At 29.0% G+C, this 21,902-nt stretch carries 18 protein-coding genes, 1 pseudogene and 1 riboswitch; of the genes and pseudogenes, 4 read left to right on the top strand and 15 right to left on the bottom strand.

What is annotated here, in order from left to right:
* Positions 1-62: 62 nt before the first annotated feature.
* The 5 genes from B2671_RS02935 to B2671_RS02955 form a co-directional block, all read right to left on the bottom strand.
* Positions 63-599: a flavodoxin domain-containing protein gene (locus tag B2671_RS02935; RefSeq protein WP_346869078.1), complete on the bottom strand. Its 537-nt coding sequence runs from the start codon at positions 597-599 to the stop codon at positions 63-65.
* Between the two features lie 75 nt (positions 600-674).
* Positions 675-1,352, bottom strand: coding sequence for a hypothetical protein (locus tag B2671_RS02940; RefSeq protein ID WP_346869079.1), 678 nt, complete (start codon positions 1,350-1,352; stop codon positions 675-677).
* A gap of 177 nt (positions 1,353-1,529) precedes the next feature.
* Positions 1,530-1,994 (bottom strand): pyridoxamine 5'-phosphate oxidase family protein, encoded by a 465-nt coding sequence (locus B2671_RS02945; protein ID WP_346869080.1) that lies wholly within the window; start codon positions 1,992-1,994, stop codon positions 1,530-1,532.
* A gap of 119 nt (positions 1,995-2,113) precedes the next feature.
* Complete coding sequence (locus B2671_RS02950; RefSeq protein WP_346869081.1) at positions 2,114-3,001, bottom strand: MerR family transcriptional regulator; 888 nt, start codon at positions 2,999-3,001, stop codon at positions 2,114-2,116.
* Between the two features lie 353 nt (positions 3,002-3,354).
* On the bottom strand, positions 3,355-3,984 hold the full coding sequence (locus B2671_RS02955) for a site-2 protease family protein (RefSeq protein ID WP_346869082.1): 630 nt from the start codon (positions 3,982-3,984) through the stop codon (positions 3,355-3,357).
* A 716-nt stretch (positions 3,985-4,700) separates the two neighbouring features.
* On the opposite strand from B2671_RS02955, the gene B2671_RS02960 reads away from it, so the two are divergent.
* Positions 4,701-5,237, top strand: a complete 537-nt coding sequence (locus B2671_RS02960) for a nitroreductase family protein (protein ID WP_346869083.1) — start codon at positions 4,701-4,703, stop codon at positions 5,235-5,237.
* Between the two features lie 1,705 nt (positions 5,238-6,942).
* Here B2671_RS02960 and proC read toward each other — a convergent pair.
* From proC to B2671_RS02980, 4 genes and pseudogenes are all read right to left on the bottom strand, one after another.
* On the bottom strand, positions 6,943-7,743 hold the full coding sequence (proC, locus tag B2671_RS02965) for a pyrroline-5-carboxylate reductase (protein ID WP_346869084.1): 801 nt from the start codon (positions 7,741-7,743) through the stop codon (positions 6,943-6,945).
* A 168-nt stretch (positions 7,744-7,911) separates the two neighbouring features.
* A pseudogene (gene hypD, locus B2671_RS02970) lies at positions 7,912-10,273 on the bottom strand (trans-4-hydroxy-L-proline dehydratase).
* A 3-nt stretch (positions 10,274-10,276) separates the two neighbouring features.
* On the bottom strand, positions 10,277-11,188 hold the full coding sequence (locus B2671_RS02975) for a trans-4-hydroxy-L-proline dehydratase activase (RefSeq protein ID WP_349679335.1): 912 nt from the start codon (positions 11,186-11,188) through the stop codon (positions 10,277-10,279).
* A gap of 216 nt (positions 11,189-11,404) precedes the next feature.
* Positions 11,405-11,602 (bottom strand): hypothetical protein, encoded by a 198-nt coding sequence (locus B2671_RS02980; RefSeq protein ID WP_346869086.1) that lies wholly within the window; start codon positions 11,600-11,602, stop codon positions 11,405-11,407.
* Between the two features lie 239 nt (positions 11,603-11,841).
* Positions 11,842-12,037: riboswitch (cobalamin riboswitch) on the bottom strand.
* Between the two features lie 258 nt (positions 12,038-12,295).
* Here B2671_RS02980 and B2671_RS02985 point away from each other — a divergent pair.
* Complete coding sequence (locus B2671_RS02985) at positions 12,296-12,706, top strand: hypothetical protein (protein ID WP_346869087.1); 411 nt, start codon at positions 12,296-12,298, stop codon at positions 12,704-12,706.
* A gap of 68 nt (positions 12,707-12,774) precedes the next feature.
* On the opposite strand, the gene B2671_RS02990 is transcribed toward B2671_RS02985, so the two are convergent.
* The 4 genes from B2671_RS02990 to B2671_RS03005 all read right to left on the bottom strand — a co-directional run bounded on the left by B2671_RS02990 (position 12,775) and on the right by B2671_RS03005 (position 17,316).
* Positions 12,775-13,128, bottom strand: coding sequence for a hypothetical protein (locus B2671_RS02990; RefSeq protein ID WP_346869088.1), 354 nt, complete (start codon positions 13,126-13,128; stop codon positions 12,775-12,777).
* A complete protein-coding gene (locus B2671_RS02995) occupies positions 13,128-13,496 on the bottom strand; it encodes a PqqD family protein (protein ID WP_346869089.1) in 369 nt (122 codons plus the stop codon). Before B2671_RS02995 ends, B2671_RS02990 begins: the two co-directional genes overlap by 1 nt.
* Positions 13,497-13,592: 96 nt before the next feature.
* Positions 13,593-15,500, bottom strand: coding sequence for an OPT family oligopeptide transporter (locus B2671_RS03000; protein ID WP_346869090.1), 1,908 nt, complete (start codon positions 15,498-15,500; stop codon positions 13,593-13,595).
* A gap of 310 nt (positions 15,501-15,810) precedes the next feature.
* Positions 15,811-17,316 (bottom strand): YfcC family protein, encoded by a 1,506-nt coding sequence (locus B2671_RS03005; RefSeq protein WP_346869091.1) that lies wholly within the window; start codon positions 17,314-17,316, stop codon positions 15,811-15,813.
* Between the two features lie 752 nt (positions 17,317-18,068).
* Here B2671_RS03005 and B2671_RS03010 point away from each other — a divergent pair.
* Positions 18,069-18,443, top strand: a complete 375-nt coding sequence (locus B2671_RS03010) for a GntR family transcriptional regulator (RefSeq protein WP_346869092.1) — start codon at positions 18,069-18,071, stop codon at positions 18,441-18,443.
* A 1-nt stretch (position 18,444) separates the two neighbouring features.
* Complete coding sequence (locus B2671_RS03015; protein ID WP_346869093.1) at positions 18,445-19,353, top strand: ABC transporter ATP-binding protein; 909 nt, start codon at positions 18,445-18,447, stop codon at positions 19,351-19,353.
* 1,370 nt (positions 19,354-20,723) lie between these two features.
* Here B2671_RS03015 and B2671_RS03020 read toward each other — a convergent pair.
* Both B2671_RS03020 and B2671_RS03025 read right to left on the bottom strand, forming a co-directional pair.
* Positions 20,724-21,251 carry a DUF5662 family protein gene (locus B2671_RS03020; RefSeq protein ID WP_346869094.1) on the bottom strand — a complete coding sequence of 176 codons (528 nt, stop codon included), beginning with the start codon at positions 21,249-21,251 and terminating at the stop codon, positions 20,724-20,726.
* 86 nt (positions 21,252-21,337) lie between these two features.
* Positions 21,338-21,691: a YxeA family protein gene (locus tag B2671_RS03025; RefSeq protein ID WP_346869095.1), complete on the bottom strand. Its 354-nt coding sequence runs from the start codon at positions 21,689-21,691 to the stop codon at positions 21,338-21,340.
* Between the last annotated feature and the right edge of the window lie 211 nt (positions 21,692-21,902).

Consider the following 21,902-nt stretch of genomic DNA (forward strand, 5'->3'; position numbering starts at 1 on the left):
CCTCCAGTTACATTCCTCTATTTCTCCTATATAAACATATCACTATATCATTTTATAATACTCTATAGTCCATTACAAAATTCAATTAATAGCTTGATTGATGATTTATCTGTAAAATCTACCACTTGTCCATATGTTTCAAGCATTATCTTTGCTTCATCATCCATTTTATCCTCTGGCATCTTGCTTACTTTATTTTTTAATAAAGCCATCATAGACTTGTGAATAAAATCAAGATTTTTATAATCAATAGCTCCTTTAAAATGAAATAATTTAATCCTATCCTGCATTTCTTTTGTAAAATTCTTATCGATAACAGGTATAAATTGTTTAGTGTTACTTGGATCTGCAAGTCCTACAGTAAATACAACCAAATTTTTATCTTTAAGCTTATCAAAGGCTTTAGTAATTAATGAAACACCCAGTATTCCACTTGCATAAAGGCCGCCTCCATAAATGATAGTAGAATAATTTTGCATATCCGTTACATCAATTTTAGATGCCTCAAAAATATCTGCATCAAGTTCAGTAGCAATCCATTCTGCATATTTTTTTGTTGAACCATATTTTGATTTGTATATAACAACTGTTTTATTCACGTACTTCCTCCTCAACTTAATATTAATTAGACTGTTAATAAGTCTTTTATATTTTAAATAATAATTATTAAGCACTTATTTACCTTGTTTAACTATATTAGGCATATTTACCTTTGTGTTATCTATAATTAAATCTACAAAAGAACAAGGCATATCAATGTTTTCATATAATCTATATGCTGGAATATACCTATCATTATATTTGTTTAATAACATTTTCAAATTTACATTCTTAAATATATCTCTTTCTGAAGCACGTATTAATTGTTCATCTATTTCAACTACAAGCATAATACTATAATCATAATATTTCTTAAATTCATTTTTAAATATAAATATACCCTCAACTATGAGTATACCTTCTCTATCTAAGGATACATCTAATTTTTTTGTATATTCATCCTCTAGTGTATCTAAAACAAAATCACTAAATTCTATTTTTCCTGTTATTCTGGCTTCTTTTAAAATATCTCTTTCAAATTTTATATAGTCAAAGTTGTTATAATAATGTTGTTCCCAACATGGTAATTCACCAGAATAGCGTATAACTCTTTTATTACAGAAGTCATCAATTGAAACTACTTCAGCCTTTATTCCTGATTTCATTAAAGAACTTTTAATATTTTGAGATAAAATGGATTTTCCTGAACATCCTTGTCCATCAATTCCTACTATCAAGCATCTATCTTTTATCACCAATTTCTGAGCAATTAATTTTTCTACTATATACTCAGTTAATTCATTACATTTCAACTTTATTCCTCCATTTAATGTTATGACTAATATATGTTGTAATTATAACATTTACTTCAATATAATGTATATATAAGTAATTTATTAAATACTAGCTAAATAGAAATGCTATGTTGTTCTCAACATAGCATTTTAATAATTAAGATTACACTATTAATCTTAATTTTATTAATCTTATTATCCTCTTGATTTTCCAGTAATATGTTCTATTTTAATTTCTACTATTTTTGCACTATCTTGTGCTCTTTCAATATATCTTTTACCTTCTTCTATGAAGGCTTGAGAATATTTTTCAATAAATTTAAATAAAATATCTCTCTTTAACTCTCCAGTTAGTTCCTTTGCTTCTCCGAAAGCTATAATGCTTTTATATTTTGTACTAAACTTACCTGGTAACACTTCAGTATCTGTAACAATACAAAAGGATACTTTGGAATTTTTTTCAATATTATCAAGCTTATGCCCTTTTTTAGCACAATGAAAATAAATAGTGTTATCTTGATAAACATAACTTAATGGCACAGTATAAGGATATCCATTTTCACCAACAGTTGCTAAAACACCATATTCTCCATTAGTTAAAATTTTTTCTATGTCCTCACCAAAAACTTCTCTATCCTTTTTTCTCATTTCTCTAAACATATACACAACTCCTTTAAATTTTCTTAATAATATTAACAGACTAAAAATACCTACACAAAACTACTAAAATAACTTTCCCTGGAAATAATTAAACCTTAATTATCTCCGCCATTTTCAAATTACTTATTATCAATTATCCTCAAAAATCTATCTATATACCTTTGATCAAAATCACATAGTTCATAATTTTCTTTAGATGATGTCTTTTCAACCTTACCAGTGTTCATAATAAGCTTATCAAATATTTCAAGTTCTAAATAAGTGTCTTCAAATTCACTATTAGCTTGATAAAAATTTACTTTATTACCATCATTAAAGTATACAGTATAATAAAATTCACCTGCTCCTTTTGGAAAAATGCCAAACTTCTTTCCATTAAATCCAGCTTCAACTTTAGAAATATCTTCATAGGAATAGGTTGTCCCCATTAGATTATAAAAACTATAGTCAGTAATCTTATTTTCTGTTACTACAGTAATGCCAGTAATGCACACATATAGTAGAAGAATATTTATAAAAATAGTTACAAGTATATTCTTCTTTACAAAATTGCAAAAATCTACAGTCCATTTTAACTCTATATTCTTTATTTTTTTATACACTCTTGATATTAAAAATGCAATTAATTCTATTTCATAGAAGAAGATAAAATAACTATATGGTGGTTTAAACATAAACATTAAATAATTCTTTGGTACAAATATAGCTTCTTGTAAAGCCCCTATACCCGCAAAAATTGAAATAGTTAAAATTATTGCAAGAATTGAAATTAAAAATACAGAGGCTGTACCTTTAGTCTTTTTATTAGGTTGCTTTAAATATTTTCTCCAAGTTAAAGTTAATATTACTGTACTAAATATTGCAATGATACTATTAAGTCCTATATAATCATAATTTTTATTAGTAATATTAAGCCAAAGCCACAATAATGGCCCACTAAGCATTAAAGTACCAAATAGCTGAGCTGTTAATGAAACTTCACCATTTTTAAACTCTTTTATTTTCATCTATAGTCTCCTTTATATGATTAATTTTAAATATATTAAATACCTTACATCTACTGGAATATTAATAATTTTTAGAAAAATACAAAATTTGTATATGTATTGCAACTTAATTTAACTATCAAAATCCTCGAAACCCGCATGGGAACAACAACTATTTAAATAGTTAACATTTTAAAATATTATCTATTTAACTTTTTAAAATGTTAAATAGAAAACTATGTAGATAGTTTCCTATTCATATATTTGATATAATTTTATCTTATTTATATATTTCACATTCTTCCAACGAATCCTTTTTTATATTTAAAAATCACAAAACTTCTTTGTATAATCTCAATTATAATGTAATTAAATTATATAACTAGATTCACAATGCCCCAAATAATACTGTCTACTCCTTTTCTTGCCATGTCTAACGGAGTATCTAAAAAATTAAACATTAGTAATGCAAATATAATTAATTGACCATACCTTTCATACTTCATAAACTTAAAGTATTTCTCCTCTGGTAATAAGGCTCCAATAATTTTGGCACCATCTAGTGGTGGAAATGGTATCAAATTAAACACACCTAGTCCTATGTTGATTATATAAGTATAATTAAGAAGACTGAATATGAATAAAATCACATCTCCCCCATAACCTCCTGTGATTTTTAGAATTATTTCTATAACAAAGGCACATATAAGAGCTATTAAAAAGTTCATAATAGGACCTGCTAATCCTACCAGTGCCATGCCCTTTCTTTTATCCTTATAATAATACGGGTTTACTTGTACAGGTTTTGCCCATCCAAATCGAAAGAATAAAAGGCATAGTGTTCCTACTGGATCCAAATGTGCTAAGGGGTTTAGTGAAAGACGTCCCGTCATCTTTGGTGTTGGGTCTCCTAGCTTATAAGATACATAACCATGGGCAAATTCATGAAGAGATACTGCAATAAGAATAGCCGGTATAAGATAAATTAGTTCTTTTATATTCATAATTATTTTACTCCTTTTAAACTCCTATTTTACTACATATTGCTTCTTTATATAGTATATTATTATTAATTCGTAACATTTTCAATAAGTAGTTTATTATGTTTACACATTAGTATTATTTTATCATTATTGTCCTTTTCTATTTTTTACTATATAATATATAATATGGGTATAACATTTTAAAATAATAAAAGAGATTTTTATGGATATAATAACAATTTTAGTTCTTATTATTAGTGGAATACTAATTTTAGTTTTAAAACTTGATTCAAATTATATACTTACCTTACCTGGTTTCTACTATAACTATATAAGTGTATACGCTTTTTAAAATACCTAATTGGAATCTAAAACGCTCTATAAAGTATATTGAACGAGAATATGTAATAGAAAAAACACCTTAGGTTAGAAGGATTATTTCATTTGATAACAGGTTTACTATTGTTTTTTTATCCCTATTCATCAAAATATTTTACTGAATAGACTTATTTTATATTTGTAGTAGTTATTTTATCATTATTACTATTAATTTATTACATTTATTTACGTATGATTTTAAAAAGAAAAAATTCTTAGTTGCATGGCCTTGCTATCCTATACTATAATAGGTAATGAAATTATGTTTTTCTTAGATTTGGTAATTTAAAAAAGATTAATTATTTTATCTAAATCTTATGAAACTAAATATAAACAGAAAGATTAAAGGGTGTTTGATTATGGAATTTCAAAAGTGTATAGAAACAAGAAGAAGTATTCGTAACTTTAACTCAAAAGAAGTAAGTAATGATATTATAGAGGAGATAGTAAACGCTGCTGCTTATGCTCCGTCTTGGAAAAATTCTCAAGTAACTCGTTATTATGCAATTAAAGACGCTAAAGTAAAGGAAGCAATAATAGAAGCAATGCCCGACTTTAATAAACCTTCATGTAAAAGCGCTCCTGTTATTATAGTATCCAGTGTAGTTAAATTTAGATCTGGTTATACTCGTGATGGTGGCTTTGACTCTGCTAAGGGTGATGGTTGGCAAATGTATGATTGCGGATTATCTAACATGCTTTTCTTATTAAAAGCTAAAGAACTAGGCCTAGGTACAGTTATTCTAGGTATCTTTGATGAAGCAAAGGTAGCTCAAATTGTTGGAATCCCTAACACAGAGGAAATTGTTTCAGTTATTCCTATTGGGTATTATGATGAAGAAGTAGCAATGCCAAAACGTAAGTTTGCAGATACTATTTTAAAAGTAATCGAGTAATTATAAGAAGGCTAACTCAAAATTCTGAGTTAGCCTTTTATTAAAATTCTAAAAATAATTGGTTTTATCTTGGATCAGGTATTCTACATAATCTTATTGGCCTGCTAGAACCATTATCTCCGCAACACACTTCCGTAACTCTTATTCTTACATCTTCTGTAACTCCTCTAATTTCTATTTCATAGATATCTGGAATATTACGGAAAATAACTTCCCTACATGAGCATGGTCCTACTGTTATACTAATAATGCAAACTCTACTTATATCATTACATATATTTTTTCTGCGTATTTCCAATTCTACTGGGGTCCTAGAATTATTTCTTATATTAATAAATAAATTAGCTATTCTACATTCTCTTCTTACTCTACCAGTAGTTAAAGCAAACTTTCTTTTACAATTCATACAAGCTATTATACAGTCCAGCTTACATTGAATTTCTCTATTTCTGGCTTCTAATCTACNNTCCTTAACATTTCTTTCTATAGCTCTAACTTCCCTTTTTATCTCTGCTAATCCATAACGTGGGTTTGTAATAATATTATAAACATCTTCAATGTCTGGTTTTTTATGATGACCCCTATCCAAAACATTTAATTTAGTGTCATCACTTTCTCCATTAATCATAGATTTTTTTAGTTCCTCCACTGGTAAATCATCTTGACTATCAGGTATTATATCGGAAGAATTTGTTATATCCTTTACTTCAATGTTCTCTATGCTATCATTTTCTATTATATATTCCATATCTTCACTTTCTCCTCTCATATATGCAAAGTATGACAGTGCTGATTCAATAACTAAGGGAAGAGTTTTATCATAGTGTCCAACATCTATATATAAACTATTTCCCTCAATCTTAAATTCACTAGCTACTTCTATATTTATTTCACTATAACTTTGATAAGCACTAGATTTTAGAACTGATAATTTACATTCTTTTATATTAACTTCTGTATTTTTATCTCTATCTAGTTTAATGTCATCTATACCTTCAAAAGTCATATTAATAATTTTGGGATTTGTTCCTTGCTGAAGTATAAATTTATAATCTAGCTCTCCATTATTAAAATTAAAAACTAAATCTACACCGTGATAAATTCCTTTATACCTTATTTGTGAATAAGTAGGTACATCAAAATGATTTTTCTTTTCATCACCTTCTCCTATGATTTCAACATCAGGTAATGAATTCTTAAGTAATATATTAAAAAAATTAGTAGTTTCAGTATTCTTAGTTTCCTTTAATTGCTCTTCATCGTAATTAAGTGTTGTTACGCTATTAGTCTCTTTTAGCCCAATAATTATCTCATTTTTAAGAAACATTATAATATATCCATCATTAGTAACTGTATATTTTACATTGTTGTAATTTTGTCCACTATTAAATTCAAAGGGATAAATATTATTTGAATTTACTTTCTCATCCATATTATTTAACATTCTAAAACTCCTTTTTAATTCATTTAAAAGTTTATCATTATTAATGTATTCCAAAGCAAAATTATATGTGAAGATAAATGCATGATTATGATAAATTTTTATTCAAAAAGAACTATAGTAAGGACATACATCCTTCCTATAGTTCTTTTCATTGTTTGTGTGTTGTAATTTAAGGTTAACTGTCTACTGTAACATATTAAAAAAGTGATGATAATTTAACATGTTGGGGATATTAATAGACAGGGGATAGCTTTAATAAATCTATATTTTTCCTGCCTTTTCTACACATGCCTTCATAGCTTTAATGACACTGCTACGTAAACCTGTTTCTTCTAAAACTCTTACTGCTTCTATAGTTGTACCTCCTGGAGAACATACCATATCCTTTAATTCTCCTGGATGTTTGCCTGTTTCCATTACCATCTTAGCACTGCCAAAAACTGCTTGAGCTGCAAATTTATAAGCTTTATCCCTTGGCATGCCTTCCATTACTGCTGCATCTGCCATGGCTTCTATAAACATAAATACGTAAGCTGGTGAGCTTCCGCTTACAGCCATCACAGCATCCATCATTCTTTCCTCTACAACTTCCGCTTTCCCAAAGCCACTTAAAATATTACATATATAACTTAATTCTTTCTCACTGACTAAATGATTTTTACACACTCCAGTGATTCCTTCTCCTACAAGGGCTGGTGTATTTGGCATAGTTCTAACAATCTTCACAGCTCTTCCAAATTGACCTTGTAATTTTTCAAGACTTTGACCTGGTGCTATAGTTACTATAATAGTTTCATCCTTAATCACAGATGAAATTTCCTTAATTACATTATAATAATATTGAGGCTTTATAGATAAAACTACCACATGACTATTCATTGCTACTTCTTTATTATCAGCAGTAATATTTATGCCTAACTCCTTATTTGTCTTAGCTAATCCTTCATCATATGAATCAGAAGCTATAATTTCCTCTGCACTAAGAATCTTAGATGAAATAATTCCTCCAATCATAGCTTTTGCCATATTTCCACAACCAATAAATCCTAACTTCATTGCCATTTTAAAGACCCCTTTATTTATATATTTTTATAATATGCTTCGCCTCATATCCATTTGGTGGAGTAACTTCCACTAACTAAATCAAAGATTCTCTTTTTTAAAACGACACTCCTTCTCACATACGTTTGAAGGAGTAACTTCCACTAACCAAATCATAGATTTAGAGCGTCAGTTAAATCGCTGTTCTGTTCTGTTTATTATTTCATCCTGAAGTTCTTTGCTTAGATTTCTGAAGTGGTCACTGTAACCTGCAACTCTTACTATTAAATCCTTGTAATCTTCAGGATGTTTTTGAGCTTCTATTAACGTTCCTCTATCAATTACATTGAATTGAATATGATGTCCATCCATATTGAAGTAAGCTCTTACTAAGTTAGACATGTGATCTAGTCCTTCTTCTCCTGCTACTACACTTGGGGTAAATTTTTGATTTAAAAGAGTTCCTCCAGTTCTTAGATGATCCATCTTAGAAGCTGATTTTATAACTGCTGTTGGTCCATTTGTATCTGCTCCCTTTTCAGGTGATATCCCTTCTGATACTGGTTTATGAGCAAGACGACCATTTGGACTAGCTATCATTACTTCTCCAAAGTAAACATGGCAAGTAGTAGGTAGCATATTGATTCTATAACATCCGCCCTTAACATTTGGTCTACCTGTTATTATTTTATTATACGCATCAAATACTGATGTCATGATTTCATCAGCATAATCATCATCATTACCATATTTTGCAGTTTTATTTCTAACTAGATTTGCAATTATCTCATTGCCTTTAAAGTTATTTTCTATGGCTTCTATCAATTTTTCCATGGTAAATTTCTTTTTATCATAGACATTATATTTTATAGCAGCTAGAGAATCAGTAATAGTTCCTATACCAACCCCTTGTATATAGTTAGTATTGTAACGAGCTCCCCCTGCATTGTAGTCTTTTCCTTTTCTTATACAATCATTAGTTATAATTGAAAGAAAAGGTGCAGGCATATAATCTGCATATATTTTTTCAATTATATTACTTCCTTCTATTTTTATATCTGCAAAATGCTCTATTTGTTTCTTATAAGCACTAAATAACTCTTCATAGTTTTTAAAGTCCTTAGCATATCCTAATTCTAATCCTAGTTGCTTACCACTTACTTTATCATATCCATTAAATAATGTTAACTCTAATATCTTTGGTAGGTTAAAGTATCCTGTTAAAATATAGGCTTCATTTCCAAATGCTCCAGTTTCAACACATCCACTAGTGCCACCTCTTCTTGCATCCTCTATAGATTTACCTGCATTAAGTAGTTCTTGTACAATGGCCTCTGTATTATAAAAGGCAGGTTGCCCCCATCCCTCTCTAGATATTTCACAAGCTCTTTTTAGGAATCTCTTAGGGGTTTTCTTACTGATTTGTACATTGGAGCTTGGCTGAAGCAGTTGCATTTCATCCATGCAATCTAGGATTAAATAACTTATATCATTTACCCCATCTTGCCCTTCAGGTGTAATTCCACCAGTGTTAATGTTAGCAAAGTCAGTGTAGGTACCACTTTCCTTTAAGGTTACTCCTACCTTTGGAGGTGATGGTTGATTATTAAACTTAATCCATAGACATTCCAAAATTTCCTTAGCCTTATCTTCATCTAAAATACCTTCCTCTGCATCTCTTTCATAGAAAGGATTTAAGTGTTGATCAAACCTCCCTGGACTATATGCATCCCAAGGATTTAATTCTGTAGTTACTCCTAAATGAACAAACCAATACATCTGTATTGCTTGCCAGTAAGTCCTTGGAGCATGGGCTGGTACTACTTCACAGTTCTCTGCAATTTGAAGTAGCTCCTTTTTTNNTTTCTTTGCTAGCTAAATCTCTAGCATATTTAGCATATCTCTCCCCTAGAATCATAATAGCATCACAGCTAATACTCATAGCATTTAGTTGCTCTCTTTTAGAAAATGCTTCTTTGTCATTTAAAAAATCCAATTTACATATAGCTTCCTTAATTTCATTTTTATAATCTAAGAATCCTTTTTTGTATATATTTTCAGAGCCTACTGTATGACCTGGACCTCTTTGCTCCATGAACTCAGTAAAAATTCCACTTTCATAACACGACTTCCACTTATCACTCATGGCATTTATAATTTTATTTCTAATAGATCTTTTTTCCCAGTAAGGAATAATTTCTTCCTCCTGAGTTTTTAAATCTTCTTCATTTACTTTAAAACAAATTAATTCTCTATCATTCATTATGTGCATATCTTCAAGGGTATGACAACATAGTTCTGGAAATGTTGGAGCTGCCTGTGGTCCATCTCCTTTTTCTCCAACTATAAGTTCCCCTTCATTAATACATAAAGTTTTATTCTTCATAAAATACTTAAATGCTAAAGCTCTCATTTCTGGAATTGATACAGAACCTTCATACTTCTTATAGGCCTCAGTCATTAGCTTAGCTCTCTCCATGTATATATAAGGAACAGTGTTTACACTTTGAGTTCTTAATTTTTTTATTCTTTCATTCATGCCTCTTTCCATGAATTAACCTCCTATTTTTATATTTATAAATCCAGCCTTTTCAAATTTTCCCTTTACAGTCTCCATTCTTTCCTTACTAGGTGCTTCAAAGTTAACTCCTTCATAGACCTTTTGAAGTCTTTCATATTTGCTCTTCCCTATATTATGATAAGGAAGTAAATTTATCTTATGTACATTTATATTATTCTTTAAAAATTTTATTAATTCTTCTATAGATTCATCGTCTGCATTAACCCCTTCCACCAAGGGTATCCTTATATCGATATTTGCTCCAGCTTCACTTAACTTTTTTAAATTTTCAAGAATAACCTTATTTGATTTTCCTATATATTTTATATGCTTTTCATTATTCATAAGTTTTATATCATATAAAAAAGTATCTACATACTTAAGTATTCTATTATAATTTTCGTAGGGAGCTTGACCACAAGTATCAATGGCAATGTCATATCCCTTTTTCTTTAACTTTTTTAATAATTCCTCTATATAATCCATGTTTTGAGTCATAACCTCTCCGCCAGATAATGTAATCCCTCCACTTGATTCCTCATAAAACATTCTATCTTTTTCTGCTTCCTTAGCAAGCTGTGCTACTGTATATTCTTTCCCCACAATTTCACGAGCATTATTTACACAATAGTCAATACATTCCTTGCAAAGATCACACTTGTTTTTATCTGTAATAACGCATTTTTCTTCCTTTGAAATTGCCATTTGAGGACAAATATCTATACATGCCATACACCTTGTACATTTTTCTCCATTGTACATAAGTTCTTCACTATAATTTTGACTTTCTGGATTATGACACCATAGGCAAGATAGTGGACATCCCTTAAAAAAAATGGTGGTACGAATTCCATTCCCATCATGGATAGAATACTTTTGAATATTAATAATTTTTGGTAAATTCAACATATCACCTCAACTTACATTGATAAATAAAATTTATATATCTAAAAATAAATTCATATATGTGAATTTATTTAATTATATTTTCACTTTAATTATAAAATTTATTATATCCAATGTCAAATAGTATATTTTCATAAATATGTTAGTAATTAATCATAATACATGATAATAAAAAGCCAGCACCTAAATTTCATATTAGGTACTAGCACTTTTAAATTATTTATTCTTACTGTATTTTTTTAATGGATAGATCAACTGAAATATTAAAACTACTACCAATGCTATTAAGAATAAATAAATCCATGGAGAACTTTCTGCATTAGGATTTAATCCACCTTCTGCAAATGCAGTTACATTTGAGCTAGCATAACTTAACATTACTATTAGGTATAAGATTTTATTTTTTAGTTTCATTTTACGACTTCCTTTCTATATTTATTAATATAAATAGTAAAGCCATAGTCCTTTTTCATAAAAATACCTCCACTTACATTGATAAGTAGAGGTATTTAATATGCATAACAAACCCGCTAACCTAGATACTTTGCATTACTCTAACCTAGATTAACGTGAAATCACATCTTATATTATTATCATTTAAAATAAAAATTTTAATATAAAAAGTGCATTATTACCTCTTCTACCCGAAAGGACATTGCTTTAACCATTAGGCAGGTCTTCCGACTTAAGATTCATATTCTACAAGCACCTTCCCAACATAATGTCAGTGGTTGATATTTTAAAAATATCTAGCTTATATCATCATCCAATACGGCAACGGGGATTGTGTTAGATTCTCACTAACTTCCCTATTAATTCCCTAAGGAAACCAAATAGTCATTTATATTGTTTTCCACTATATAATAACATAATTAATATATAATAATCAATATACGAAATTATCTTTCTTATTATCTTTTAAACTAATCTATATAATTATATAATCACACTAGATTAAATTAGAGTTTATATTGTAATAACTATCTTTTCTTCTAGAGCTGTAAAAGTTTGCATTTGTAAAGAATTCTATATATAATGATATTTATACCTTATTATTTGTTTGAATATTAATTATTATATACATATAGTGATTTTGGAGGAATTTTAATGTCAAAGGAAAAAAAGATTGAAAAAGCAAATGCAAAAGCAAGAAAAAGATTAGAAAATGCCATGAATAATATTTATGTAAAGTTCACTTTATTTAAGGAAGTTCATGAAACTGCATATAAATTAAATCCTGAATATAAGTACTTCTGGGATAAACATCCTGCCGAAACTAAGCAAGATATACTAAAAAATCAAAAACCTATGGATATGAATCTAAGCAAAGGCAGAGTTCTAGAAATGCAGTTCGGCTTTGGAACCTTAGGCTTTGGCTATGGAATAAAGAGATTATTCTCTAGTGAAAGGTTATCTTCAGAAGAAAAAATAAAAATTTCTGTCACTTGTGAAAAGTTTACTAAAACTGTAAGAGCAGTAAATGAAACTCTTTGGAGAAAACCACCAAAAACTTTATAATTAGTTATATAAAAAGTGTGCAAAATCCTATGATTGTGCACACTTTTGTTATATTTAATTTATTTTTATTATCTTAATTTATATACCCTTTTATTACTCTCAATATCTTCCATAATAAGATTCTTATTCATCATAAATTTTATTAAAGTTCTTGTGAATTCTTTTTTGTCAGTGACTACAGCTTTTTTTCTGCTATAGAATTGGGAGGCTGTAACTCCTAAAACTTCTTGCTCTATTTCCAATTTTGTAATGTACTTTTGTGTTTTTAACTTCTTAATTACTTTTTGCGCACCCTTGCTATATAAGATTTGTAAAAGATCCTTCTGTTGTGCACCTGATTTTTTTAGTCCCCATGCATATATAATAGCAGTAGCTACTGCAAATAATAAAATACCTATAATTGTTTGAATTCTAATTGGCATTATTTATTCTCCTTCCCTATGTAAAGAATAAATTTATTCTCGTGAAGAATTTGAAAAAATTTTACTAAACGGTTTAGTAAAGGTTCCGCTTCTTTACCAAAGTGTTTCTTTACATCTTCCGAAATACGAAAAATTGTATTCATTCCATCAATATAATTCCATATAAAAGTTCCATAGGGATCTAGCTCTATATGACTAACTTTAGGTTTGTGGAAGAAATTTTGAGCAATTCTATTATGAATTCCTTTATTAGGTATATCTACTACTACTAGTTTTTTTTCATTTACAGACCAAGTATACTCTTCATTTTTCTTTGGAATGTAATCTAAATAATTTTCTTTCTGTGCATTTTTTTCTTTATTTAACATGATTATTCACTTCCTATTAAATAATATCCGGCCTAGGTTTTACCTAGGTCGGATAACTTATTTTTTATTTCAATAGACTATTATAAGGTATAATTTCTATTTTCTAATCTTCTTTTTAGATGTACTAAATTTGAATATTGTGAATATTAACAGCAAAAAGAATATTAATCCACCAATATTACCTAAACTTATAGTTTCTGAAATATTAATTACATCACCGAGAGTAGATGCTCCAATTGGGATAATTGCAAATACTGCAAGTAAAATACCTACTAATCCTTCACCAGCAATTAAACCTGAGGTATATAAAATACCATTCTCAACAACTTGACCTCTTTCTTCTTCTGAAATATTTTTCTTCTTATCAAAGTATAATCTTACTAATCCACCAGCCATAATTGGTGTACTTAAGTGAATTGGTAAATAAAGTCCTACTGCAAATGGTAATACTGGAATTCCTAGTATCTCAATTACAATTGCAATACCTGCTCCTGCAAATACTAGTGCCCAAGGAAGATTTCCTTCCATTACACCTTCTACTACCATCTTCATTAATGTTGCCTGTGGCGCTGGTAATTCTGTAGAACCATAACCCCATGCTTTATTTAATAGATATAACACTCCACCAATAGCTATGGCAGATACAAGTACTCCAATTAACTCACCGATTTGTTGTTTCTTAGGTGTTGAACCAATGATATAACCAGTTTTTAAGTCCTGTGAGGTGTCACCAGCAATAGCTGCTATAATACATATAATTGAACCAATTGCGATTGCTGCAGTCATACCCTCTTGTCCAATAGTTCCTGTAGCTTTTAAAATAATTGTTGCAAACAATAATGTTCCTATTGCCATTCCTGATACTGGGTTATTACTACTTCCTACTAATCCTACCATTCTAGAAGATACTGTAGCAAAGAAGAATCCAAATACTACAATTATAATTGCACCAACTAGATTTACAGGAATTACAGGTACTAGCCACATTAATATAACAATTATTAAGCAAGCTGCTAAAATACCTTTCATAGGTAAGTCTTGTTCTGTCCTAAGGTCACTAATAGTGTTACTTCTACCATAGCTCTTCATCGCTTGTCTAAAGGTTTTTACAATTAATGGTAGTGACTTCACTAAGCTTAAAATACCCCCCATTGCAACAGCACCTGCACCAATGTAACGGATATATTTGCTCCAAATTGTAAACGAATCCATAGCACTTATAGGATCTGCACCTGGATATATAACTGCATCTCCACCAAATAAACTAATTAATGGCATTAATACAAACCATGCAACTATTCCACCAGATAACATGTATGCAGATATCTTAGGTCCACATATATAACCTACTCCTGCTAGTGCTGGAAGTACGTCTATACCTACTCCAGATCCCTTATATCCTGTAAGTTCATAATGTACTTCACTTGGAAACAACTTTAATCCATCCGCAATAAATTTGTATAATGCAGCTATTCCAAGACCTGCAAACACTGTAGAAGATTTTGCTCCTCCCTGTTCACCAGCAAGTAGAACTTCTGCACAAGCAGTTCCTTCTGGATATGGAAGCACTCCATGTTCTTCAACAATAAGAGCTTTTCGAAGTGGTACCATAAATAAAATACCGAGTACACCACCACAAAGTGCGATAATTCCAATTTCCAGTAAAGATGGTGCTTCTGTTCCCCATTCTGATGCCCACATAAATAATGCTGGTAATGTAAAAATAGCTCCAGCTGCAAGTGATTCACCAGCAGAACCAATTGTCTGAACTATGTTGTTTTCAAGAATGGAGTCTTTTCTTAGAATAACACGTATAACTCCCATTGAGATAACCGCTGCTGGAATTGAAGCTGATACTGTCATACCAACTCTAAGACCTAAGTAAGCATTGGCTCCACCAAAAAGTACTGCCAGTAAAATTCCTAAAATAATAGATGTTAATGTAAATTCGGGTACGACTTTTTCAGCAGAAATGAACGGTTTAAAACTGTCTTCTTTTTTCATCAAATTCCCTCCCTATATATTCATCTTATTACATATTGTAGCATCCCTTGTTTTGTTTTACAATACGCTATATTACATTATATTATTTTTTATGAAACTTATAACTAATATACTATTTATAGTTAATATTTTTTATAAATTATTATTTACGTTAAATATTTAACAATAAAACTTTTATTTCTTGTATTGCTAATTCAAAACAAATAACTATCATATATAAAAAATACCCCCTAGGATAGACTATAATTAACCTATTCTAGGAGGTATATTTTAAAATTTTATAATTTTTATAGAATTTTACTATTTCACATTAAAAGTTAACTTGTATTAATAGCATTATTGCACTAAATGCTGCTATATATCCCATTAGAGGCATGATAAATTTTAACCATTTGTCATAAGTTACATCAACCATCTCTAAAGTTGCAAGGATTAATCCTGTTGGAGTAATAAATGAAATTAACCCCAATCCGTATACATAGGCTGAAATTATAACATCTCTTGAAAGTCCAACTGAATCTGCAAGAGGAGCCATAATTGGAATGGATAGAACCGCTAGACCTGATGAAGAAGGAATAAAGAATCCAAGTACTATAAATATTAAAAGCATTAATACTATAAATATATTTCCATTCATACCTGCTATAGCGTTAGAGAAGAAATTAAGTATTGTATCGGAAATCATACCATTTTCTAATACAAGGTTAATGCTTCTAGCAACCCCTATAACTAATGCAACACTCATTAAATCAGCAGCTCCAGTTACGAATTGGTTTACAAACTCTTTCTCCCCTAATTTTGATAGGAATCCAATAATTATACCAGTTACTAAAAATAGAGCTGTCATTTCTGCGAACCACCAATCCAAAGAAGAAACTCCATAAATCATAACTACAAAGGTTAAAAGGAATATTAACAATATAATTTTAAATCTTAAAGTTAATTCTGGTGCTTTTCCTTGACTAGCAAATTTAGCTTCAATTTTTTCTTTGTCTGCAAATGTTAATGATTTACTTGGATCTGCTTTAACCTTCTTCGCATATCTTAAGATATATATTATAGTAATTAAAGTACCAAGAACAAAAGCAATAATTCTGAAGTTAAGCCCATTTGTAAAGCTTATTCCAGCAGCATTAGAACCTATAACTACTGAGAATGGGTTTACTGTTGAGAACATACTTCCTATAGAAGAACCCATGTATATTGCTGCAATACATACCATAACATCATAGTTTGCAGCTAAGAATACCGGAACCATTATTGGATAGAGAGCTATTGTTTCCTCTGCCAGTCCAAAAGTAGTACCTCCAAGAGAAATCAAGAAAGTAATAAATACTATCAATATGTATTCTTTTCCTTTAGTTAATCTCGAAAGACTTGCAATACCTGCATTAAATGCACCAATGTTATTTAATACTCCAATAACTCCACCTATAATAAATACAAATAAAATTATATCTATAGTATCATATACTCCCTTAATAGGTGATAGAATTATATCAATTATACCTTGTGGACTTTGTTTAACTTTTTCATAAGTACCTGGTATAGCTACTGGTTTATTAATACTACCATCTGCAAATTTAGAAATGTCACCAGTAACCTTAAGTTCATCTAAAGTTTCTTGAGTACCAGGCATTTCTTTTATATCTCCATTGGGAGCAGTAATCTCAAACACAGTGCTATCTGCATTATAAGATAACTTTGAATATGAACCAGCTGGTATCACATAAGTTAGTGCTGCTGCTAAAAGCAATACTATAATTAATACTGTAAAAGCAGTTGGAAATGATAATTTCCTTTTATTCTTTGCCATGTAAATCCCTCCAATAATTTAGTATTAGTGCTTGCCACATATAGTAGCTTAAATTATTTATATCTACTTTAAGCCATAGTTAACATTTTATTTATAAGCCAATAAAGATTTTGTATTAGTAACATACTCTTAAATATACACACTTTTATGAAATAATGAGAATTTTTCATATATTTTTGTATAATTATCTATGAATTAAGAATTTTTATGCTTTAATTTAAGATTCTACTCCTCATCTCTCTTTAAACGTTTTCAGACATATTAAAAAAAATTTTAGCCATTTTACGACCTAACTTCTTTAATTTTAAGCATTTCCATCTTAGCAGTTTCTTTATTTATTTCATAACAATTTTATATTATACTTATAACTTTCTTTACACATATAAATAATAACTTGTCCTATGTACTTTAAGATTTTAGATATAAATCCAACAAACTTTGACTTTAAGAGTCAAAATTTATCGATATTATATAATTATATTACTATAAAATCATAAAAAAATAAAGTTTCGTATTCACGCTTTTTCCCCTTTTTTCCCCTTTTTTCTTATTAATTCTCTGTATTACACCTGTATATTCATATTTTATGTTCATTTTTATAAGCTTTAAATTCATATTATAAAAGTATTATCATTTTATATTCTAATTATTTTTTAAAATCAAATTGACATTAATTCCTAATTATAATATACTAAAAGTACAATACTACATTACTTATGTAATGTAGTTCCTGAAACAAAGGAGGTTTACCCTTGAAAATAGATGTAAATAGCCTAGTTCCTATATATGTTCAAATTGCAAATGCTATTGAAGATGATATTCTTAGTGGAACTTTAGAAGAAAGTGGTACTTGCTACTCTCAATTAGTAATTGCCAAAGAGCTTACAGTTAACCCTGCTACTGCAGCTAAGGGAATTAATTTATTAGTAGGAAGAGAGATTCTTGAAAAACAAAGAGGATTAGCTATGATTATAACTCCCAATGCAAAGAAAAAAATTATGAATAGAAGGAAAAATGAAACCTTCGAAAAACTGGTAAAAGATCTAGTCAATACATCAAAAAAATTAGACTTATCTCAAGATTATGTACTTGAAACTATAAAAAAATACTATAAGGAGGATAAATAATATGACTTCTTGCATTATAGCTAGAAATCTTTTTAAAAGATATAAATCTAAGGTGGCTATAGATAATCTATCTGTAGAAATTAATGAAAATCAACTCATAGGTTTAATCGGTAGTAATGGCTCAGGTAAAACTACTTTTATGAAACTATGTGCAGGACTAATTGAGAAAACCGAAGGAGAATTAATGGTTTTAGGCGAAGAACCCATGGATAATTTATTGGTATTAGAGGAAATTGTATATAGCTATCATAATATGTCCTATGAATCTAACTTATTTCTAGGTAGAATTGTTGGGTATTATAATATGATGTACCCTAACTTTGATCTTACGTTTGCAGAAAACCTTTTGAAACATTTTAATTTTAAAATGAAAATTAAATATAAAAATTTATCTCAAGGTATGAGGAGTTTATTTAACTTTATATGTGGTATTTCCTGTCGTGCCAAGGTTACCATGTTTGATGAACCAATTTTAGGCATGGATATTAAAACTCGTAAATCTGTTTATGATATCATACTACGAGATTATATAGAACATCCACGAACTATAATTATTTCTAGTCACATTATATCAGAGTTGGAAAACATTCTTTCAGAACTAGTAATAATTAATAATGGGTCTTTAGTTTTATATGAAGCTATGGATACTGTAAAGGAGTCTGCCTATAGAGTAGATGGAAATCCTGATAATTTAGTAAGGTTCATTAAAGATAAAAAAGTACTATATAAAGATTTTAGTAACATAACCTCTTTTGCAATAATAGAAGGCTTAATTACAGAATCTTTAGAGATAGATATATCAACTAACAATTTGAAGATTTCAAGAATTAGTCCAGAAGAGCTATATATTTATCTGACTGAAAATAATTATAATGGAGGCATAGAGGAGTTATGGATAAAAGACAATTAAAAAATATTAATAATCTATATAAAATACGCTCAAAAGAGCATAAAAAGGCACTTTGGATAATTTATATACTCCTTGCATCCTTTTTTGTAATTGATTTTATTGCGACTCTTATGGATATTTTCACTTATTCTAAAGATGTAACTACCTACAGTCTACAGACCTATACTAATAATGGTCTTTTCCTAGCAATTAGTATAAGCATCGGAACTTTATTGTGGTATAACTCCTTCAATAATCAACATCAAGCTTTTCCACAGGATAATAAAACAAGATTTATGTCTTATGCTCTGTTTAACTATATTACTCTATTAAAAGTGTCAGTAATTTCTTTACTTTTATATCTAATTCAATATAACATTTGGGCATTGATTGGAAATTTAAATTCTAATATATCTTTTGCTTATCCTATAAATTTAACCTTCTTAATCTCTGGTTTTATAGTTAATTTACTCTATGGCTCCATGTTAATTGCCCTGACTCTGTTAATCAATGTTTTGAGTAAAAAATTTCATATATATTTCTATATTACTTTCATAATGTTTGTAGTAGCTGCATTCTTTAACAATGGAGCTCTGTTCATTACTATTGGAAATCTTTTTAGCTTTTGGACTAAAGAACCTTCCCTTGGCATGTTTGTTGTAAAGTGTACTATAACACTAGGTATTTTATTTGTTTTGTCTGTAGTTATAAATAGTACTATAGTATATTATAAAGCTGAGACTAAAAATACAACTAAATCTAGATTTATTTTATGTGGAATTGCCCTTTTCTGTTTTATCATTGTGATATCTTTAAGTGTTTTCACCCATAATTATCCATACAATAGCACTAGTGAAATGGGATCTGATTCCATAGATTTTGTTAACGACAACCCCTTTAAAAATTTTGAAGAAAAAGAAATAGAAGTGGCTTTAACTAATCTTAACACTGATATCCCTATTGAAATAGTAACTCAATTTAATGAAGATGAAAAAAATATTTTTACTACTCGCTATAGCGACTCTTCAACAGAAGAAATTTATGAAAATATTATTGTAAAATACCGTCTTCCCTGCAATGAAGTGGACTATATAAATCTTAATGATTTCAAAAACCCTATAGTTACAGCAAAACTTGAGAATAATAAACTATATATTAACTATACCTATGACCAAAACCAAAAGGTTATTCTTCTTAGCTCCTATGGTACAATGTCTCAATTTGATTGCTTTAAAGGNNGGAAAGCCCTCTTTAAAGCTAATGTAGGTCACATGACTGGTAGCAGTAATGGTAGGATAGAAATAATCTATCCTAAGGGTACAAAATTTAAATACTAAAAAATTAGAGCCATCTGAAAGGAGTAATTTCTCCTTTCAGATGGCTTTATTATGTTATTTTAAAATCTGTTTTTTTATATAATCTAGAGTTATCTGTTCACCTTCACTTGCTAACTTATTAAGTAAAAGCTCTAATAATTCCCTACTGTCCTCATGAATAATTTGATAATCCTTACCCCTTTCATAATATATTAAAGCCGAATTATCTTTATACTTCTCTTTCTCATAATTCATACAAGCACAAATTCTGTCAATAAACATTTCAACTACATAATTATTGGGCATTTTCATACCAACTATTCCATCTTGTATTTTCGTACCATAATCAATCCAATATTCTAAATGATGCTTATTTCTTCCCTTATGATGAAGCCAAGCCTTAGAATATCCTTCCACCTTCTTTTGTATTCCATTAGGACTAACATCTCCTCTGTAATACTTTACTCCTGCTAAAAATTCTACCCAAGAATACTTAGAAAGATCATGTAATATTCCTTGTTTATATAACCCCACCTTAAAGCAGTATTTCATAACTAATAACTTATGTTTTGTTATAGTTTTAAAGTGATTAATTGCGTTCATTGTGTTTTCATCCCCTAAAAATTATGTTTTTCTCTAGTCCTATATTAACACAATTTCCTTCTCAAATAAAAACATTAAATAATAAACTAATTTAATTTATAGATTTCTTTTATCTTGTCAGGTAGTTCCTTTATTTCTACTTCTTCATAGCTCTTTGTTTTTTCCCCGTTAACATATACCTTTAAATATCTATCAACCTTTAGTATCTTTGACGTTGTAAATGTAATTAATTTCTCATTTCCATCTTCATCATACCCATTTATTTTATACTCATACGTATTGTATCCTCCACTATTCTCACTTGTTCTATCCTTATATTCACTGATGGTTTTAACATAATACTTTGTTGAACCTAGATTAATTATACCGTTAGAATTTATTAACAATAAAACTCCACCTATTATTATTATACTTACAATAATTCCTATTAATTTTTTCATTTTATATCCTCCTATAGTTTCTTTTAAGTAAATTATATGTTTTTTATAACTAACTTCATATTTACATCTATTACATTAGTCTTTCATTATTGTCACCTTACTTAATATTTTTAATAATATTAGATAATTAAAGGGGATACAAGATTTTTATAAAAATTAAAACTCAAATATTATAATAAAACTAAAAATTATTTTTGACGAATTTTTGACG

This window comes from Clostridium sp. UBA5119 (genome assembly GCF_002414285.1).
GTDB lineage: Bacteria > Bacillota > Clostridia > Clostridiales > Clostridiaceae > Clostridium_J > Clostridium_J sulfidigenes.